This window comes from Bacteroides sp. LFL-34, from assembly GCF_027257075.1.
GTDB classification, from domain to species: Bacteria; Bacteroidota; Bacteroidia; order Bacteroidales; family Bacteroidaceae; genus Bacteroides; species Bacteroides ovatus.
The window spans coordinates 182,459-201,271 of the sequence record NZ_JAPQKZ010000005.1 but is presented as its reverse complement, the minus strand read 5'-3'; the positions used below and the strand labels follow the sequence as shown (position 1 = coordinate 201,271).

Sequence of the window (18,813 nt, the reverse complement as noted above, 5' to 3'; positions counted from 1 at the left end):
TTATCGCGAATTATCGCAGAAATAATTTTATAAGTCATTGATTAATATATCAATATAAATGAAATAATCTGCGATAATTTGTGTTAATCTGCGTTTTATTATTCATTATGACCCTCCTCTTTGGGGATTATTTCAACTATTCTTTATGCAACAGAATATCAGTTCCCGGAACAATCTTTCCCATCGACCATACACATCGTACATTCAGTTCCTTATCAAGAATCACAATATCAGCATCCTTTCCCTTTGCCAACGCCCCTTTCCGGTCACTCACTCCTATTAAACGGGCAGGAGTTTCAGAAGCCATACGCACGGCATCTTCCAAAGGTATATTCGCTTTCTTCACCATGGTGCGAACCAATACATCCATCGTAGCCAGGCTACCGGCCAATGCAGAATGATCTGCCATCTTACATACGCCGTCCTCTATGATATAGCGAGGATCAATCGGTTCATTCCCTTCATAAGCAGCATAAGCCAAAGCATCGGTAACGAGGCACGTATTCTCTACACCTTTCAACTTATAAACCAACTTTAGAATCGTGGCAGGCAAGTGAATACCATCTGCAATCACTTCCACTGTCATCCCATCCGTCAAATATACGCTCTCCACCGTACCCTCATATTTATACTCACGACGTTTATGGAAACCCGGCATCGCATTATAAAAATGGGCAGCATGAGAGAAGCCCACTGCATACGCAGCCTTGATTTCATCATATTCGGCTTCCGTATGTGTTACGGCAGTCATAATTCCTTTCGAACGGGTATACTTTGCAAAATCATGTGCACCGGGTAGTTCGGGACTAATATCCCAACGTCTGATGCAAGACGTACGCGCCAATAAAGGAATATATTCATTTTCATCCGGAGTTTTCAGAAAACCGTCATACTGTGTTCCCGCCATCTTCGGATTCAAGTAAGGACCTTCGATATGCAGGCCAAGAACAGGAGAATCCTTCTCTTTCATCAGGTTTTCACAGACATCAACTGCCTGGTAGATTCTTTCGAACGAGGTAGATGATAATGTAGGAAATATCCCGGTAGCACCATGTTTCAGATGTGCAGTAGTTGCCGTGCGGAATGCTTCTTCCGTTGCTTCCGTATAATCATGTCCGCCACCTCCATGTGCATGCATACTTACAAATCCGGGCACAATCGTCATCCCTCTGGCATCAATAACCGTTGCACCGATAACCGCCAAATCACTGTTGGTCACCTCTAATATTTTTCCATCACAAATCAATACGGAACCATCTTTCAACCAGCCTTGCGGGGTCAATATTCTTCCATTTATTATTTGAGTCAACATAGTTTTCGTTATTTATTAGATTTAAAACAGTTTATTGGTGCCTTCTACCAGTTCTCCCATCGCCCATACAGCTCTCACATTCAAGTCTCTGTCTAAAGCAATTATATCGGCATCCTTGCCACGCTCCAGCGTTCCTTTACGGTCGAGTACTCCCATAATCCGGGCAGGAGTTTCGGAGGCCATTCTCACGGCATCCTCCAAAGGTATTTCCGCCTTCTGCACCATGGTACGAATCAGTCGATCCATCGTTGCAATACTTCCCGCCAGTGCTGAATGGTCTGCCAGCTTACATACTCCGTCCTCGATAATCACACGCGGATCAAAAGCCACCTGACTATCACTGGCGGCACAAGCCAATGCATCCGTTATCAGACAAGTGCGTTCCACTCCTTTTATCTTGTAAACAAGGCGCAAGATTGTTGGAGGCACATGAATACCGTCTGCCACCACTTCCACTGTCATATCATCAATCAGATAAATACTTTCTACCGTACCTTCATACTTGTACTCTTTCCGTTTATGGAATCCCGGCATTGCATTATAAAAATGAGTGGCATGCGTATATCCCGCCTCATAGGCTGTCTGTATATCCTCAAATTCTGCCTGGGTATGTCCTACCGAAGCCAACACCCCTTTCGCTGTGATATATTTACCAAATTGCATGGCTCCGGGAAGTTCCGGTGCGGCATCCCAACGTTTGATACAATGAGTTTCTTCCAGCAACGGAATATATTCTTCGGGATCGGGATCTTTGATATTTTCGGGAATCTGTCCACCTGCCATCGCCATATTGAAATAATGTCCTTCCAGATGAAGCCCGAGCACAGGGCTATTAGGCTCCGCCATCATTTTCTCTGTAGTTTCCGCGGCTGCACGGATCATTGGAATGGTAGAAGAAGAAAGAGTAGGAAAAATACTGGTAGTGCCATACTGCATATGAGCTTTGATTGCTGTCCGGAAAGCCTCTTCGGTGCCTTCCATAAAGTCTCTTCCACCGCCACCGTGAACATGGATTTCTACACCTCCCGGAACAATATACATTCCTTTGGCATCAATCAGTTTGGCTCCGATAATTGCAAGGTCACAATTGGTTACTTCCAGAATTTTATTGTCACGAATAAGAACTGACCCATCCTTCAACCAGCCTTGCGGGGTGAGGATGCGTGCATTAATAATCTGTGTTAACATATCACAAATAGTTAAATTAATTAAAGGTCTGTGTGAATCAATGACGCTCTTTTTTGGGGGGAGTACATTGATTTTTTCGTTTGCAAAATTACGCTTTTCCGTTCAATCTATCGATACAATCGTCCGGTAAACTTCCAATATTATACAAAAAAAGGTTGCCAATCTTATCGACTGACAACCTCATCTTATATGGAGCGGAAAACGAGACTCGAACTCGCGACCCTAACCTTGGCAAGGTTATGCTCTACCAACTGAGCTATTTCCGCAAACTAAATTTCGTCATTCAGAAATCTGAAAGATTGGTGCCCAGAACAGGACTCGAACCTGCATGCCTCTCGACACACGCACCTGAAACGTGCGCGTCTACCAATTCCGCCACCTGGGCAAAACTTAGTTCCATTATTTCAAAGAAACAAGAGCGGAAAACGAGACTCGAACTCGCGACCCTAACCTTGGCAAGGTTATGCTCTACCAACTGAGCTATTTCCGCATTTCACTTTCATAAACTGTGAAGAGGAGGAGACTCGAACTCCCACAACATTTCTGTCACTACCACCTCAAAGTAGCGCGTCTACCAATTCCGCCACCTCTCCATAATTTTAAAGTTTAACCTTTGTGCCCAGAACAGGACTCGAACCTGCATGCCTCTCGACACACGCACCTGAAACGTGCGCGTCTACCAATTCCGCCACCTGGGCAAAGATTATTGTTCCAACATTTCAAAGAAACATGAGCGGAAAACGAGACTCGAACTCGCGACCCTAACCTTGGCAAGGTTATGCTCTACCAACTGAGCTATTTCCGCATTTTTTCGTTTGCGGTTGCAAAGGTAGGGATTTTCCGTAAACATGCAAACATTCTGCCTACTTTTTTCACAGAAATCTGTTCACTTTGCACCTACCGCAAAACAATCATTTTGATTATCAACTCATTCGGTCACGATAATCTTCATAAGAAAATTGCTTGTATATTTCAGCTTTCCCCTCTTTTGTCCAAATGGCAATGGCAGGATGATGAATTCCGTTAAACATATTTGTCTTGACCATCGTATAATGAATCATATCTTCGAACACGATACGCTCTCCGATTTGCAACTCGTGATCGAAGCTCCACAGTCCCATATAATCACCGCTCAAACAGGAATTTCCTCCGAGACGATAAATATATTTTCCTTCATTTCCCATCTCTGCACCACGCACGGCAGGTTGATATGGCATCTCCAGACAATCCGGCATGTGGCAAGTGAAACTAACATTCAAAATAGCCGTCTTGATACCACGACTTTCCACAATATCCACCACTTCGGAAGTCAGCACTCCCGTCTGCCAGGTAAAGGCCGAACCGGGCTCCAGGATAATGCGCAAATGAGGATAGCGTGCTTTTAATCCTTGCAACAGTCTTATCAAATGTTCGGTATCATAATCCTTACGAGTCATCAGGTGTCCACCACCCAGATTCAACCATTTAATCTGTGGAAACCAATGGGCAAATTTAGCTTCAAGATGTTCCAACGTACGTTCCAACTCATAAGAAGAAGATTCACAGTGGCAATGACAATGAAAGCCTTCAATGCCTTGCGGTAATACATCAGGCAGCAAATCGGCCGTTATCCCAAAACGTGTGCCAGGTGCACATGGATTATAAAGTTCGGTTTCCACTTCCGAATATTCAGGATTTACGCGAATACCACAAGAAATGCCACTTCCTTCTGCAACCACCATCGGATAGAAGCGTTCAAACTGCTGCATTGAGTTGAATGTGATATGACTGCTGCAACGCATGATTTCCGGGAAATCCTGTTCTGTATAAGCAGGAGAATAGGTATGCGCCTTGCTACCAAATTCCTCCAACGCCAGGCGGGCTTCATATACCGAACTGGCCGTTGAATGATTGATATATTCACGGAATATAGGGAAAGAGCGCCACATGGCGAACGACTTGAAAGCAAGAATAATTTCCACTCCCGCCCTGTCGGCTACACTTTTTATCAAACTCAAATTCTTTCTTAAAAGTTCTTCTTCCATGATGTAGCAAGGAGAAGGGAACTGGTTAAAATCTATCATATATAAAATTATTATCTGGACTAATCGCTTTACGAACGTGGGTACAAAAATACAAATTCAAAAGCAAAGAGGGATTGTTTTATTTTTAATTAAGATATTGGTTTTCGCGAACTTTTTCTTATTTTTACACCTTATATATTATAGTAAGTATTATATCATCCTAAATACCTGATTAAAAATGAATAAAGATTTAAGAAAAGTAGTGATTCTGCTGGCACATCCTAACATCAAGGAATCACAAGCAAACAAAGCATTAGTTGATGCTGTCAGTGACATGGAAGGAGTAGCAGTTTTCAATCTTTACGAGCTGTCGCAAGAAATCGCTTTCAATGTAGATGAATGGAGTAAAATCATTTCCGACGCCTCGGCTGTCATCTATCAATTTCCTTTCTATTGGATGTCTGCGCCGTCATTACTAAAGAAATGGCAAGATGAAGTCTTTACTTTTCTATCCAAGACTCCGGCTGTCGCCGGCAAATCGTTGACAGTGGTAACGACCACGGGATCCGAATACGAAGCGTATCGCAGTGGCGGCAGAAACCGCTTCACGATGGACGAGTTATTACGTCCTTATCAGGTAAGTGCCATTCATTCGGGAATGTCATGGCAAACCCCTATTGTAGTCTACGGAATGGGAACAGCAGATGCGGGAAAGAATATTGCTGAAGGAGCTAATTTATATAAACAACGTGTGGAGATGCTTATCGGTAGCAGTAATGCAGGGAACAATTGGTAAGATTTATAAAGCGTAGCTTTAGATAGGATAAAGCTACGCTTTACAGTTGCTAAAGCATAGCTTTAGGTTTCACCAAACACTTCTTTTTCAATGTAAACACTGGCAGGAAAATAAACACTCCGATTACAGACATTATTAATCCTCCGATAGTGCCTGCTGCCAATGGAAACCAGAAGCCTTCTTTTTCCATGCCTGCCATAAAAGGGACAAATCCCAAGATGGTAGAAGTCACCGTCAGAAAGATAGGAATCACTTTAGTATTCCAGGCTTTCACATAAGCCCGAAGCGGTAAAAGACGCGGGAAGCGTTTACGAACGGAATTATATTCATTCAAGATATAAATGCTCGCATTAACCGTAATACCACAAAGCAAAACAAAAGAAGCAAATCCTCCCTGGTCAAAATTCAATTTGAACCAATAGAATGTCAGAAACACGCCGATATAAGATACCGGAATCACAAAAATTATTGCCAATGGCTGTTTCAAAGAATTGAACAGTATACTCGTAATAAAAAAAATAATAGCAATCACAATCAAAAGCAAACGATATTGCTTGTTGTCCTTTCCACCCCAAGACCAGTTATTATCCTCCGATTTTGCAGTATATCCCATCGGGAGAATCTCGTTAAACTCTTCCAGATCTTTTTTCAATAGTTTATTTCCCTGTTCCGAAGAACCGATATACTCATATTGCAAACACAGCCGATACTGTTGATTCTCCTTAGCCACTTCCTGTGGCATCTGTCCTTTTTCCACAGTTGCCAATTCAGAAAGCTTATATTCCCTCTCTCCTATTTGAAAAGGATAAAACTGCATTGCCCACACATCCCTATCTTCCGACTGACACGAAGAAAGTTTTATCTTTTCCGTCCCCTCTTCCGCCATTACCGAACCTATTTCCATATTTCGCCCATATATCGGGTGAATAGCAGAAAATAACCTTCCGGCTCCAATCCCCTCCTCTGCCATCCGCTGTTTTTTCAGATTAAAGTAGAATTCCATATAATCATCTTTCCACCAGGAGAAATCAGATCCGATCGTCACTTCCCGAATCCGGCGGTGAGACAATAACTTTGCTTTTAATTTTTCAACCCAATCATACAGTGCATCGTAATTATATCCATACATTTTCACCCGGAAAGAACCCGCATTCTCACGTACATCATTACTGAACCCCTGATCTTGTAAACCATATATACTCCAATTTCCACCTCCCAGTTGAAGCGCCTTGCTAATCATATTCGCTTTCAACGTATAGGGAAAACCGCTTTTCTGGTGTTCTTTCGAAAAATAGATGTGGATAGATGACCTGCGAGCACTTTCTACAGATGTCTGGAATTGCTTAATCTCTTTAAATTCGCTCAAATAAGTTTCCATCCTCTTCATCAGTGTATTCATCTGCTCAAGTGTACTTCCATTCGGCAAATTAGCATTGGCGTGAAGCACTACCTCTTCATTACGTGAAAAGTAACTCCCTTCATATACCTTTTGCACAAATAACCTTAAAGTACCTCCCAACACCTTATCTACTATCGGTTTCACCTTTTCTTTATAAGTGGTGGTCCCCAACGTTTGATTATAAGTTCTCGCCCATCTATCATCACCTTTCATCTTTTCCGGCAATCGAAATACCGGTAGTCCGAATACCAACAATAACAAAATACATACCGCCACCCTCCAACGGCAAAGTATTTGTATCAGCCACCTGTAACAACGACTGAAATAAACCGGAAGCCGACGTATTCTTGAACGTATCCACACAAAGCAACGCACCTCCCCAATTTTCCATTTAACTATTGAAAGAGAAGGTTTCTTTCTTCGTTTCAATCCTATTTTATCAATTAGAGAAGGAACAAAAAATAAAGCAACCAGCAGTGATACTCCCAGATTTATAATCACTACCGCAGCAAAATCCTGTAAATTAAGACGTATCTTCTCATCCAGAAAAAAGATGATAACCAAAGCTCCCATCGTGGTCAACGTGGCTGCAAGAATGGACATAAACGCTTTCCGATCTCTACGCCGCAAATAATGATCGCTCATTACAATTGTATTATCTATCACCAAATTTAATGAAACCGTAATACCCGCCAAAGAATACAATTGCATTTCCAATCCGAACGCATAATAAAGAATGACAGCTATTGCCATATTAACAGCCAGACTGATTACAATCAAAAAAAGATATTTAGGACTAAAGGTGATCAACAATACAAACAGGAGCAAAATCGCTACAGTCATTCCCGTACGCAAATAAATTTTCCCCAGTTCTTCCTGAATAAATTCCGTTGCGTCGTAACTGGTGTGAATCTCATATCCTGCCGGAAGTAATAGCTGGTTATCATCCATAAATGCTTTTACCTTTTCACTCAATGCCAATTGATTTGCTGTTTCCTCTGCAACAATCGACAGATAAATTGAATTCAGCCCATTAATCCGATAATAATTTTGTGGCTGCTCCTCCATACGGGAAACCTTCACCAGCTCATTCAGACCTATGATTTTACCATCTTTCATTTTTACCTTTATCCGCTCCGCATTAAACTCTCTGCCCTCCTGCTCGGGAACCAATGCCAAACGTATCCACTGTCTGCCCGAAGCACCCTGTTCTACATCATAAGTACCCAAAAATTCTTTTTGATAATGCAACCGGACAGCTTGACGAATATCATCCGTATTTATTCCAAGCGCACGCAATTGTTCCGAATCATACTCCAATCGCCATTCCATCGGAGTAGCTCCGCTAAGATTGATTTTATAAATTCCCGGAATCTGTGCAAGACGCGTTTTTATATGTTCTTCCGCATACTGCTGAATTAAGAAAGGAGTAGCGGGTGCATTGATCGTAAATGCCATAAAAGGCCCCTGATTACTCTGCCCCGGCCTGTGCATCTGAATATACGGATAGCTCACCCCATCCGGTAATTCCGGCCACGTCTGACGAATAATAGTAGAAGCTTCAAAGCGGGCAACCGCTGCATCCACATGTTTATCCAAATTCACACTGACACTTCCCCATCCGTTTCCTGAAGTGGAAGAAATCCCTCGAATACCCTTCACACGGGCAAGCATTGCCTCTAACTTACTGGTAGCCGTCATTTCCACCACACGTGCTGAAGTACCGGGCATACTGAATCTCACCGTGAAGCCGGGTAAGGTCCGCGACGGATTCAATTTGACAGGCAGCAATGGAATGAGTGCTAACCCAACCAATGCCACACAGACAAAAGCCACAATCAATGTGAAAGCGGAAGCCTTAGGAGATTTTACTATTTCAGAATCTATATTTTGCATTTTCGTCATTTAACCAACTTTCCTCCATTAAAATCAAACCTGTCCGAAAGTGAAAGTTTCGCAGCAAAATCAAATAACGTAAGTCTCCGTATCTTATAATAATTCAGCCAGTAGTTCTGCAAGGCAGAGATAAAATTACGTTGTGCCTGCTGCTGCCTGTTGAGTGAAAGTGTCAGGCTGTTTATATCCGCTTTGCCGATGATAAAACGCTGTTTAGTCTCATTATAAGCAAGTATAGACAGATCCAACGCTTCTTCCGCACTGGCTATCAATTGCTGCTGGATATTAAAATCACTTACCGTCATAATCACTTCCTCCTCGATGCTAATCTCATCCTGACGTGCCGAGATCTTCACTACATTCAGATTATTTCTTGCCATATTATACTTACCCTTACGAACACCCCAGTCCAATAACGGAATAGAAACACTGACTGCCACCAAATCCTGCTGCATCGGTTTATGATACACATCTCCAAAATTATCTGCTACCTGATTAAAACCGATACTGGCATTCACACTTGCGTTAAAGCGAGATTCTTTCTTCGTCTTATCCACATTCCGTTCCGCTTCAAGTACATTCTGTTTCAGTTCCAACAATTGCGGGTTATTATTCCTGCCCCACCTCAAAGCCTCATCTACCGGAATATCCACCATCTCCGGACGGGAAGGAAGTTCCAGTTTGATTTGCGTATTCTTATCCAGATTGAGAAAAGAAGCCAGTGAAAACATAGCCCGTTTCAGGTCACTTGCTTTATTCTGCAATGTATTCTGCGCATTCACACGATCCAGTTTCAATGTCAACAAATCAGCCTGTGAGATAGCTGCAATTCGGTGACGCTGTTGCCCAATACGATACAATGTATCCGTAGAAGCCAAGTTTTCTTTAGCAAGATTATATTCTGCCTGCGCCATAGCCAGAGAGAAGAAATAATTCGTAGCCGTTTCCGACACCTTTTCCACATTATAGAGAAATTCCTTTTTCACACGCTCATACTTCAACGGTTCTATCCTCCGTTCCCATTTGAAGGAGTTATATCCTACCAGACTTTGCGAATATCCGATTCGTATAGGAACACTCGTAAGTTGCGTAGCACTGTTACTTCCGAAGTTACGCATATAGGCAAGATTCGATTCCAGATAAAAAGTACCTCCGGTTAAATCAAAATTCTGTTTTACACTCAATCCTCCATAAGCATAGTAAGACTGTTGCGTACGGTATACATCCAAATCCTGTCCCGAATCGTATCGTTTCGTAATATCCCGGTTATATTGTGCCGGAGTAACATCCAGCGTCAAGCTAGGCAACCGATTTGCCCGAAAAGTCCTATACTCCCAATAACCGGATAAATACATATTCTGCGTACGGAATGATTCCAGCGAACTGTCGTTAGCTAGAGAAATTGTCCTGTTCAAATCCAATACCAGGTGTTTCTGCGCTCGAAGCTGGGATTCACCACAGAGGACACAGAGGACACAAAGGAAAACAGGAATTCTTTTCTTTAATCTATTCATAACTCTCATTTTTGGACTAATACTTAATACTTATTTTCTTGTTACGGTAAATAAACCAGTAAAGTAACGGTATGATAAATAAGCTCACCGTCGTACCAATCGACATTGTTCCTATCATAGCTATAGACAACGGTTTTTGTAACTCCGAACCCATATCTGAAGAAAAAAGCAGTGGCACCATTGCGAAGATGGTAGTCAGTGAAGTCATGATAATCGGTCGCAAACGCCTGCGGCCAGCTTCATGTATCGCTTCTAATAACGGAACACCCGCTTTACGCAATTCATTGATAGCATCCAGCTTCAGAATAGAGTCATTGATTACAATACCGCAGGTAACGATCAACCCGATAGCAGACATCAAATTCAGCGTATGTCCGCAAATCCAGAGTAAAAGCAGTGCAAATGCGAGGTCAATCGGTATCTCCGCCAAAACAAGCAAAGGCTGCAAAAAGCTTTCAAACTGTGCGGCAAGAATAAAATACATCAATAACAGCGAAATAAATAAAATCACCACCAGTTCATCCAACATCTCACTGTTAGAAAAGAAACTGCCGGAGAATCCAGTATCCCAGTCTTTCATATCTTCTGCCGTTTGTTTCACCTCCTTTATCAGTTTGTTTCCGTCCTGTACGCCATAAAAATCAAAAGGAACATATTCCCCGTTACGTCCGGCAGTAATACTCTTCAAGTCCTCGGCAGGAGTAACCGTCACCAGTTCCCGGAGTGGAATGTACTCTCTGTTTCCTCTATTGTCCGGTTCAGTCTGTATTAGTGCTTCCTGTAATATTTCATTCACCGTCTTCTCACTGCCCGCAACGTTGATCGGAAGATATTGCTGGTAAGAATGCAACATAGTCACACTATTTTCTCGGAAAGCTGTTTTCAAGACTCTATAAAGTTCATTGTAAGCAACACGGTAAAGCAATAGTTTCTCCTTATTGATACTTAGGTTCAGTTGGTTCTCAAAGGCAATGCCTGTAGGAGCAATTCCCGTCCTACGGGCTAACTCCAGCTCCACATTCCGGATCGTTTCCGCTTCCGGTGCTTTTGCCTTATTACGGGTGTAAAATTCAGCTATGATATCCGGTTCTCCCGTGACAAAGAGTTTCTCAAATACAGTCTCCGGTGGAGAGAAAGAAATAACGGAAAGTGGATAACGTTCTTTCAGTTTATGGTATATCTCCTGCTGCAAAGGAATGATTGTTTCTGATGTTTCCGTTCGGAAATAAAGTTCTGCTTCGGAAGAAGAAAGTTCCCTTTCACGATTCAGAAGAAAATCCTGCCTGCCAACAGATGCCGTGTGCTCCAATACCTGTTCTTTTAAATCCCTAAAAAGCTCATCCACACGCCGCCTGTTTTCATCCACATGAATATTCTCATTCCACTCGATTCGGGCAATCAATTCATTCTCTTCTATATCAGGCATCCGCTGCTTGTCGATAAAGAAAAAGAAAAATATACAAAGCGGGATGGAGACAACACAAAACAATACACTAAACGTTTTGTGACGGAACACCCAATCTACACCGGCATCATAAAAACGGTCCAATGTGTGATCCTTTATCGGGTTATTGAATTTAAAAGAAAGCCATTTCCATTTCCGGGTATGAATACCTGTCCGATAGACCAGCAGATAAAGCACCGGAAGAAGCATAATACCAGTAAAATACGAAACCATCAATCCCACTGTAACCGAAAAAGCCTGATCATAGAAGATAGCTCCGGCAATACCACTCATAAAAATCAATGGAGCAAACACGGCAATGGTAGTCAGGGAAGAACTTAACATAGGAGTCACCACTTCACTAGTTCCTGTTATACAGGCACGACGCAATGAATAGCCCCGCTCCCGGTATTGGGATATATTTTCTGTCACAATAATCGAACTGTCAATCATCATACCCAATGCCAGAATTAATCCGGCAAGCGAAATGATATTCAGGGACATATTACACAGATAGAAGAAAACAAAACTAATCACGATAGAGACTACCATACTAAGTCCGATCACCAACGGAGATTTCACATCTCCCAAAAACAGGACAGCTACCAGACAGATAAAAAGGAAACCTAAAGTTAGATTCTGTTGCAGATTTGAGATCGTGTAATCCAACAATTCTGTCTGGTTGCGGCTAATACTAAAATCAATATCAGGATACACCTGTCTAAAATGCTCCATCGTCCTTACCAGAGACTGCTTCATCTTATCCATATTCTCGTCCGCCTGCTTGATAACAGCCAGCGTCACCGCCCTTTTCCCATTCGACACAGATACGCCTTTTTCTTTTACGGGCACGATAGTAACTTTGCAGAAGTCCTTTAGTTGGACAATGCGGTCTCCCTTACGCAGGTATATATTTTTCACATCTTCTGCGGTACGCAACAGAGTGGAGAATTTTATATTATATTCATAGTATCCGTCGCGTACTGTCATACTACCCGGCTCCACATTATTGGCAGCCAAAGCCGATTCAATATCTTCAATGGAAAACCCCATCATAGCCAGCTTATCCTCATCGGGTACAATCTGTACCTGACGCTCCACCAATCCGGTCACGTCTACCATAGCCACTTCTTCGAGCTGCTCTATCCTTCGCTTGATCACCGATTCGGCAAATTCACACAAATCAAGGAAAGACTGCTGTCCTATCGTACTATAAGCACTATCATTCTTTAAGGTCAGATTCAGGTAAAACACGGGTATATCCGTTGCGCTTGCCTTAATAACTTTCGGGCGTTCAGTATCCTTGGGAAGATAATTCATTGCAGCGTCTATTTTTTCATTGACCTCTATAAAGGCAAGATCCGTATTAGTACCGAAATCAAAAGACAGATGGATCATACCTGCTCCGTCTCTCGATTCACTATGAATATCTTTCAATGTAGACACCTGAATCAGTTGTCCCCGTAAAGGTTTCACAATCGTGTTTTCCAGTTCACGGGCAGAGGTATTGGCGGCAGACACCTGTATTGTTATCTCCGGAATGGCAATATCCGGAAGCAATGATATAGGCAAAGTATTATATGTCACTAGCCCGATTATGAAACAGGCAGTAAAAGCCATCAATACGGCAATAGGACGCTGGATTAAAAATTTTATCATGTTTTTCTATCTATCAATTAACTCCACTAATCACTCATCACTGACCCGTTAATCACTGACCTTTACTGCCGCTTCATGTGCCAGATTCAGATTTCCGGTCACAATAATCGTATCTCCTTCCAGTAACCCCTCTTCAATCCCTTTCTGTGATTTATCCGAAACAACATATTCCGTTGCATTTTCCAATCCCGTATGTACATAATTCCACATAGCCTTACCTTCTTGTAAAGTAAATACCACTTGCTTACCGGAGCGTAACACAACAGCCGTTTTAGGAATGACCAATTGTTGCCCTAAACTTCTTCTGACACTTACTCTTACATTCATACCACTGAACAGTTTTCCTTGTCCGTTTACTACAGCCTTCACCTTTACCATTCCGTTCGAATCTACCAATGGATTGATTTCAGATACGCTGCCTTCAAACGAATCTCCTCCGGCATAAGGAGTAATCATCACCTTATCACCTGTTTTAATAAAAGCCAACTCATTCTCCAACACTGTAAAATCAGCTTCCATCCCACGGGTATCAATAACCGTACAAAACACCTCGGAAGTATTAGCTAAATTATATGGTTTAGAAAACAGATTAGCCACTATCCCATCGAAAGGAGCAACCAATGTAGCATGTTCTGTTTCCCTTTTCACCAATTCATATTGAGATCTCGACTGCTCATATCCGCTCTTCACTTTCGCAAGTTTCATTGTTTCCACAGGAACTTTGCTAAAATCTTCGGAGGTATATCCCTGTCCGATCAATACATCTTTCAGTTCCAACTCGGCTTTCAACAAAGCATCTTCCGCTTGGGAAAGCTTTTGCTCCAAGCGAAATTTATCAAGTTCAGCTAAGTTCTGTCCTTTATGTACGCGGTCACCATTCTTCACATAAATACGAGCAATAACTTCACTTGTCTCAAAACGAAGATCAGCCTGTCCGAGAGCACTTACTTTACCGTTACTGACCAATTCGTGATGAAAATCACGTCTCTTTAGTATTTGAGTAGTGACTTCATTCTTAGCATCAGGAAGAACAGTGGAAACACCTTGTTCCTGTTTGTCGGCACTATTTTTTTTGTCAGAGCAAGAGGACGTTCCAGTCCAAACCAAACATAGCATCAACCATATACAATCATATTTTCTCATAATAATATCTTTATTGCTATCAATTACACATCATCTATTTAGGATAAACAAAGTCTATAGTCAAATCATCCGTATTATTTTCTGTATCCAGCATATTATCTACAAAAAGAACAATACCACTATAAGAGACACACCAACCTGTAAAATAATTATATCTATGTTTTGCCAACTTTACTTCATATACTTTTTTCATCTCATCATCAAACAACATTAAATATAAATCACGATCATTGATCAATTTCTCAATCCCCATATCAGCATCAAACTCTACTTTATCAATATGCAAACGGGCATACATTTTATATTGAGGAATATACATTACATCATAAAAATAAGGATTCTCCAACCTATGCCTTTCCAATGCAGCATAATCTTTTCCGGAAGTACATTCTGCCACAATATTAGAAGTATAGTTACTTTCTGCCATAACAGAGTTTCGTTCATTAGTAACTATATTCAAAGTATAAATGGAAGATTCAGCCGGATAATTATAGATAATATTTTCACCTACATAATTGACATTAGGAAAAGACATATAAGAATACCCTGCGCTCATATCAGGAATAATATTTGATGGCGACAAATAATAGATAGCAACATCTTTCTCTTTATTAATAAAGACTTCCTTGACCGCAAAGACCTTAGAAGACAAGTTTTGTGTTAAAAACATCAAAGATTGACGGTTCTTATTATAATATAAACGGGAAGTATGGATGGCATAATTAGTATTTATCAATAATTGCTCCTTATCATCCAGATACTCTCTCAAATCCACTATATTTTTTACAGTTCCTCTGCTGTCAACGAGAAAAACATGTTCAGAATCATCAGATACCCACACTGAATCTAATGAATGTACATATATGCCTGACAAACGAGATATAGCATGAGGACCTTTGGCGGGCAACGTTACTTGAGTTACCTGTTTTGATTCCAAATCCAGGTAATCTAATGAATGTAATCTATAATTATATCCGATAAGGATATTCACAGAATCTCCATGAACAGGAGAAGACAAATAATAAGACTTTAGCTGCAGCACATCTTGTTGAGGAAAATGTATTTCTTCCGTTTGCAGTGCAACTTCATTATTTACTATTGTTCCATCTGATCTCTTACCAGTACAGGATATCAATAGCATACAAGATAGGAAAAGCAACAAACTATTTTCTACTGTTCTCATTGTGTTCTATTTTTACGTTTTATACAACTACAAAAATAACATAACTAAAATACGATATCCTGATTATCAATAATAAATCTTCGTATAAGAATAAGATATAACCATTGTTAACTGTGCTCATTCATATTTCATCATATTTATCAGTTTATTTGTTTCAATAATTTCTTTACTTCCGCTCTCATCTCTTTTACCGCTGTCGATTGAACCTTTGGTTCTTTTGTCAGTACAACCTCAACCATACGCTTTAATTTCTCAGGTTGTTGGTTTTCCGGCTCCGCATACAGCTTTGCCAGAAGATAATACGGATAAATTCGTCCCGGAAGTCGATGCGTAGACCGAATCAGACTCTCTTCCGCTTTCTCATACTTTCCTACTGCCTGATAGTTCTTACCTATAATATTCAGAATCATTGGGTCATTACTATACTCCATGGCTTCTTTCAACACTTTTGTAGAGCTATCATATTGTTTCAATTTATGCAAACAATACCCGTATTCAAAAAGAAAGGCTCCCCGATTCTTCAATTCGGGATACAACGTCTCATATTCTTCTTTAGCTGATTGATATGCTCCGATATTATAGAGCATTTTACTACGATACCAGTTCTTACATGCATCATATTGATTGTTTTTCCAATAATATGCCCCTAATAGAATTATTATCGAAATAAAAAATAATAGCATTATCTTCGAGCGTCCAATAACACAAGCAGCCAGCAGAAAATAGAAGGTCACTGCAAATCCGGGAATCTGCATCGGATAAGAAGAAAAAGCAAATACCAACACTGCAATTATACCTCCACAAAGACCTATTCGTCCTTCCCTACTCCCCTTCCAAAGACAAAACGCAATTATTAATAAAACGACAAATAAAAAAGGAATCCCATATTCTGTTGCTACTTGAAGATATTCATTAAAAGCACATTCCGGACTACCCGCCACCAATTCTTCCGTTTCCGAATACTCTTCGTTTGCAAAATAACTCTCCTGTGCCCTGCCATAAGCTGAAACAAAATTCCCAGTTCCATGTCCTATAAGAGGACTTTCAGCAATAGCAAGAGTACTAATTTTCCACATGAACAGGCGCCCATTGGCGGAAGTTGCTTTTAACTGAAAAAGTGAGTAACCAATCACTATGAATATAATGCTTCCTGCAATACAGGCCAACACAACTTTTCTCTTATATATCTTTCTAATCTCCTTTAGTTTACTTCCCCATGAAATGTGCATTCCATACACCCATGCGCCCGATACGGCGGCGGCAATCCAAGCCGAACGACTCATTCCGGCAGGTAGCACACAAAGAATCAACAGCATCACTCCTAATGCCATGTAATACTTTCCCTGTTCTATCCATGTACGTTCCGTCTTTTCTTTCAAATTTAGCCATTCATGCAGGCAAAGCGGAAATATCATTGCCAAATATCCCGAGTAAGGTCCCGGATTATAGAAAGACCCTGTAAGTGCATATAAGGAATGATTAGAAACAGCGAAACCATATATTTGCCTCAAGCCCCATATAGCTTCAATCCCTCCCAATATAATCAATACCCACGTCACTATTGACGGAAAAGACAGATATTGTTTCTTATTCAAGCAAAGAAAAGGCAAACAACACACAGCAAAAACAACAGTCATGCGTCCCAACCATAGTTTTTGATAGGCCATTTCACCAACAGATATGTCGTTCGGAGTAGGAAAAGCTACTACACACAGGATTAACGCAACTCCTAAGAGTGCTATCAAACCCGCCATACCTTTCCTTTCAATTTTTATCAACTTTAATTTGACTTTCATGTTCTTCAATTATCTGACTACTGCCCGATAAAAAGCAATAACCGGATTATCTCCCTCTACATCATACGTTTTAAATAAATCCGGATAATCCTCAAGAGGATTTTCAGAAAAAGCATAATCGAGATACTCTGGTGTCAATATGCTGTAAAAGCAATCCTTATAAATACCGTCAATCGTATCAATTAAAGATGAATCCAGAAATTTAATCCTTTTGGCACAGTATACTTGTTTACTCTCTTCTACATTATATAAACAAGACCAAATATATCCATCCTTCACAAAACGAAAAAACAATAATCCGCCATACTCATATATATCAGTTATACCTAAGGAGTATCCTGAACGCAACAAACTCATTTCATTAGGTCTCTCTTCTATCATCGATGCTGGCAAGGGGTTCGGCAAATTAATCCGAAAACGCGGAACAACACTATCTTCATGAATCTGATAAACAATATTATCAAAATCCCTACAATAATACAACTTCGAATTATTATCATACAAATTGTGTCCTGAAGGCGAAAATGGATAGTCTTCTTTATTATTTTCATGTTTAAAGTATCGTTTCCCTATGGTAATGCCATCCTTTGACGCTAACAGGTAATAATGCAAAGAAATATCATCTTGATAGTTTCGATGTAAACGGTTATGATAAAAGAAGTATCCTCCCCAATAGGCTATTTCAGCCGGTGTAGGTTTATTAAACTTCTCACTTTTGACAAACCTACCATCCTCGGTCGAATAAAACATCAACGACTGTTTCATATTATCATAAATCACCAGTTGATGCAAACTAGCATTTACTGCAAAAGCATTTATATCCGTATATTCTCCGGGACCCTGCCCTCTAGCATTCAATTGAAATAACAATTCACCGGACATATCATAACATACAATGCCTACTACAAGATCCCATAAATAAATTCGTTCATCCGCAATCTGGATCTTTTTAATACGGCTTAACAAAGGAATCGCCGATAGTTTAACGTAAGATACCTGTTGCAATATAGTTTCCAGCTTATCATAAGTTTCTCCTGTCATTTCAACGATAACGTCCTGTGGACTAGACAGAGAGACAACTCCGGGGCCGATACTTAAAGACGTTTTATTATGAGTACACGACACAGTAAGACAAACTACCATTATTATAATAATACACTTATTCATTTTTTAATTACATTCCACAAGCTCTGGGTGTACAAGAATTAGGAGTTACACAAAATTCGCATATTCTTTCTATGCTGGCAGTATGCCACGGACCTTGCTGATAATCACATGCAATTGTCCTAGGAGCTGTCCAAGTCTTATCGCCATTCTCACGACTATTTGCCAACGCTTCAACATTAGACAGAACCAAATCAGATAATGTCTCTTTTTTAAACGAATTACAAATATTAGTACCAATCATCACTAGTAATGTAATTCCTAAAGCCATTTTTAAATAAATTTTCTTTTTCATACGTAACTAATTTTATATTAA

General features: G+C 40.6%; 12 protein-coding genes and 6 tRNA genes. 1 reads left to right on the top strand and 17 read right to left on the bottom strand.

The features are described 5' to 3' along the window. Window positions 1–136 precede the first annotated feature (136 nt). The 9 genes from nagA (N5O98_RS04920) to nspC all read right to left on the bottom strand — a co-directional run bounded on the left by nagA (N5O98_RS04920) (window position 137) and on the right by nspC (window position 4,563). Window positions 137–1,312, bottom strand: a complete 1,176-nt coding sequence (gene nagA / locus N5O98_RS04920; protein ID WP_004310043.1) for an N-acetylglucosamine-6-phosphate deacetylase — start codon at window positions 1,310–1,312, stop codon at window positions 137–139. Between the two features lie 21 nt (window positions 1,313–1,333). Beyond that, the gene (gene nagA / locus N5O98_RS04915; protein ID WP_004310044.1) at window positions 1,334–2,500 is read right to left on the bottom strand and encodes an N-acetylglucosamine-6-phosphate deacetylase; all 1,167 of its coding nucleotides are present in this window, start codon (window positions 2,498–2,500) and stop codon (window positions 1,334–1,336) included. Window positions 2,501–2,690: 190 nt separating this feature from the next. After that, window positions 2,691–2,766 (bottom strand) — tRNA-Gly (locus N5O98_RS04910). A gap of 34 nt (window positions 2,767–2,800) precedes the next feature. Further along, window positions 2,801–2,885, bottom strand: a tRNA-Leu gene (locus N5O98_RS04905). A gap of 32 nt (window positions 2,886–2,917) precedes the next feature. Further along, a tRNA-Gly gene (locus tag N5O98_RS04900) sits at window positions 2,918–2,990 on the bottom strand. Window positions 2,991–3,009: 19 nt separating this feature from the next. Further along, window positions 3,010–3,093: transfer RNA gene (locus N5O98_RS04895), tRNA-Leu, on the bottom strand. A 23-nt stretch (window positions 3,094–3,116) separates the two neighbouring features. Further along, window positions 3,117–3,198: transfer RNA gene (locus N5O98_RS04890), tRNA-Leu, on the bottom strand. 34 nt (window positions 3,199–3,232) lie between these two features. Beyond that, window positions 3,233–3,305: transfer RNA gene (locus tag N5O98_RS04885), tRNA-Gly, on the bottom strand. 118 nt (window positions 3,306–3,423) lie between these two features. Continuing rightward, on the bottom strand, window positions 3,424–4,563 hold the full coding sequence (gene nspC / locus N5O98_RS04880; protein WP_004312278.1) for a carboxynorspermidine decarboxylase: 1,140 nt from the start codon (window positions 4,561–4,563) through the stop codon (window positions 3,424–3,426). Window positions 4,564–4,741: 178 nt separating this feature from the next. On the opposite strand from nspC, the gene N5O98_RS04875 reads away from it, so the two are divergent. Next, on the top strand, window positions 4,742–5,299 hold the full coding sequence (locus tag N5O98_RS04875) for an NAD(P)H-dependent oxidoreductase (RefSeq protein ID WP_004312279.1): 558 nt from the start codon (window positions 4,742–4,744) through the stop codon (window positions 5,297–5,299). A 49-nt stretch (window positions 5,300–5,348) separates the two neighbouring features. Here N5O98_RS04875 and N5O98_RS04870 read toward each other — a convergent pair whose 3' ends face one another. The 8 genes from N5O98_RS04870 to N5O98_RS04835 all read right to left on the bottom strand — a co-directional run bounded on the left by N5O98_RS04870 (window position 5,349) and on the right by N5O98_RS04835 (window position 18,792). Then, window positions 5,349–8,594 (bottom strand): efflux RND transporter permease subunit, encoded by a 3,246-nt coding sequence (locus N5O98_RS04870; protein ID WP_004312280.1) that lies wholly within the window; start codon window positions 8,592–8,594, stop codon window positions 5,349–5,351. 5 nt (window positions 8,595–8,599) lie between these two features. Further along, entirely contained in the window at window positions 8,600–10,108 is a 1,509-nt protein-coding gene (locus N5O98_RS04865; protein ID WP_004312281.1) for a TolC family protein, read from the bottom strand. 16 nt (window positions 10,109–10,124) lie between these two features. Then, on the bottom strand, window positions 10,125–13,211 hold the full coding sequence (locus tag N5O98_RS04860) for an efflux RND transporter permease subunit (protein WP_004312282.1): 3,087 nt from the start codon (window positions 13,209–13,211) through the stop codon (window positions 10,125–10,127). Between the two features lie 48 nt (window positions 13,212–13,259). Beyond that, window positions 13,260–14,354: an efflux RND transporter periplasmic adaptor subunit gene (locus tag N5O98_RS04855; protein WP_004312283.1), complete on the bottom strand. Its 1,095-nt coding sequence runs from the start codon at window positions 14,352–14,354 to the stop codon at window positions 13,260–13,262. Window positions 14,355–14,388: 34 nt separating this feature from the next. Further along, window positions 14,389–15,537, bottom strand: coding sequence for a hypothetical protein (locus N5O98_RS04850; RefSeq protein WP_004312284.1), 1,149 nt, complete (start codon window positions 15,535–15,537; stop codon window positions 14,389–14,391). A gap of 140 nt (window positions 15,538–15,677) precedes the next feature. After that, on the bottom strand, window positions 15,678–17,333 hold the full coding sequence (locus N5O98_RS04845; RefSeq protein ID WP_004312285.1) for an O-antigen ligase family protein: 1,656 nt from the start codon (window positions 17,331–17,333) through the stop codon (window positions 15,678–15,680). Between the two features lie 9 nt (window positions 17,334–17,342). Beyond that, window positions 17,343–18,500 (bottom strand): 6-bladed beta-propeller, encoded by a 1,158-nt coding sequence (locus N5O98_RS04840; protein WP_008648100.1) that lies wholly within the window; start codon window positions 18,498–18,500, stop codon window positions 17,343–17,345. 7 nt (window positions 18,501–18,507) lie between these two features. Next, a complete protein-coding gene (locus tag N5O98_RS04835; RefSeq protein ID WP_008648102.1) occupies window positions 18,508–18,792 on the bottom strand; it encodes an NVEALA domain-containing protein in 285 nt (94 codons plus the stop codon). Window positions 18,793–18,813 lie beyond the last annotated feature (21 nt).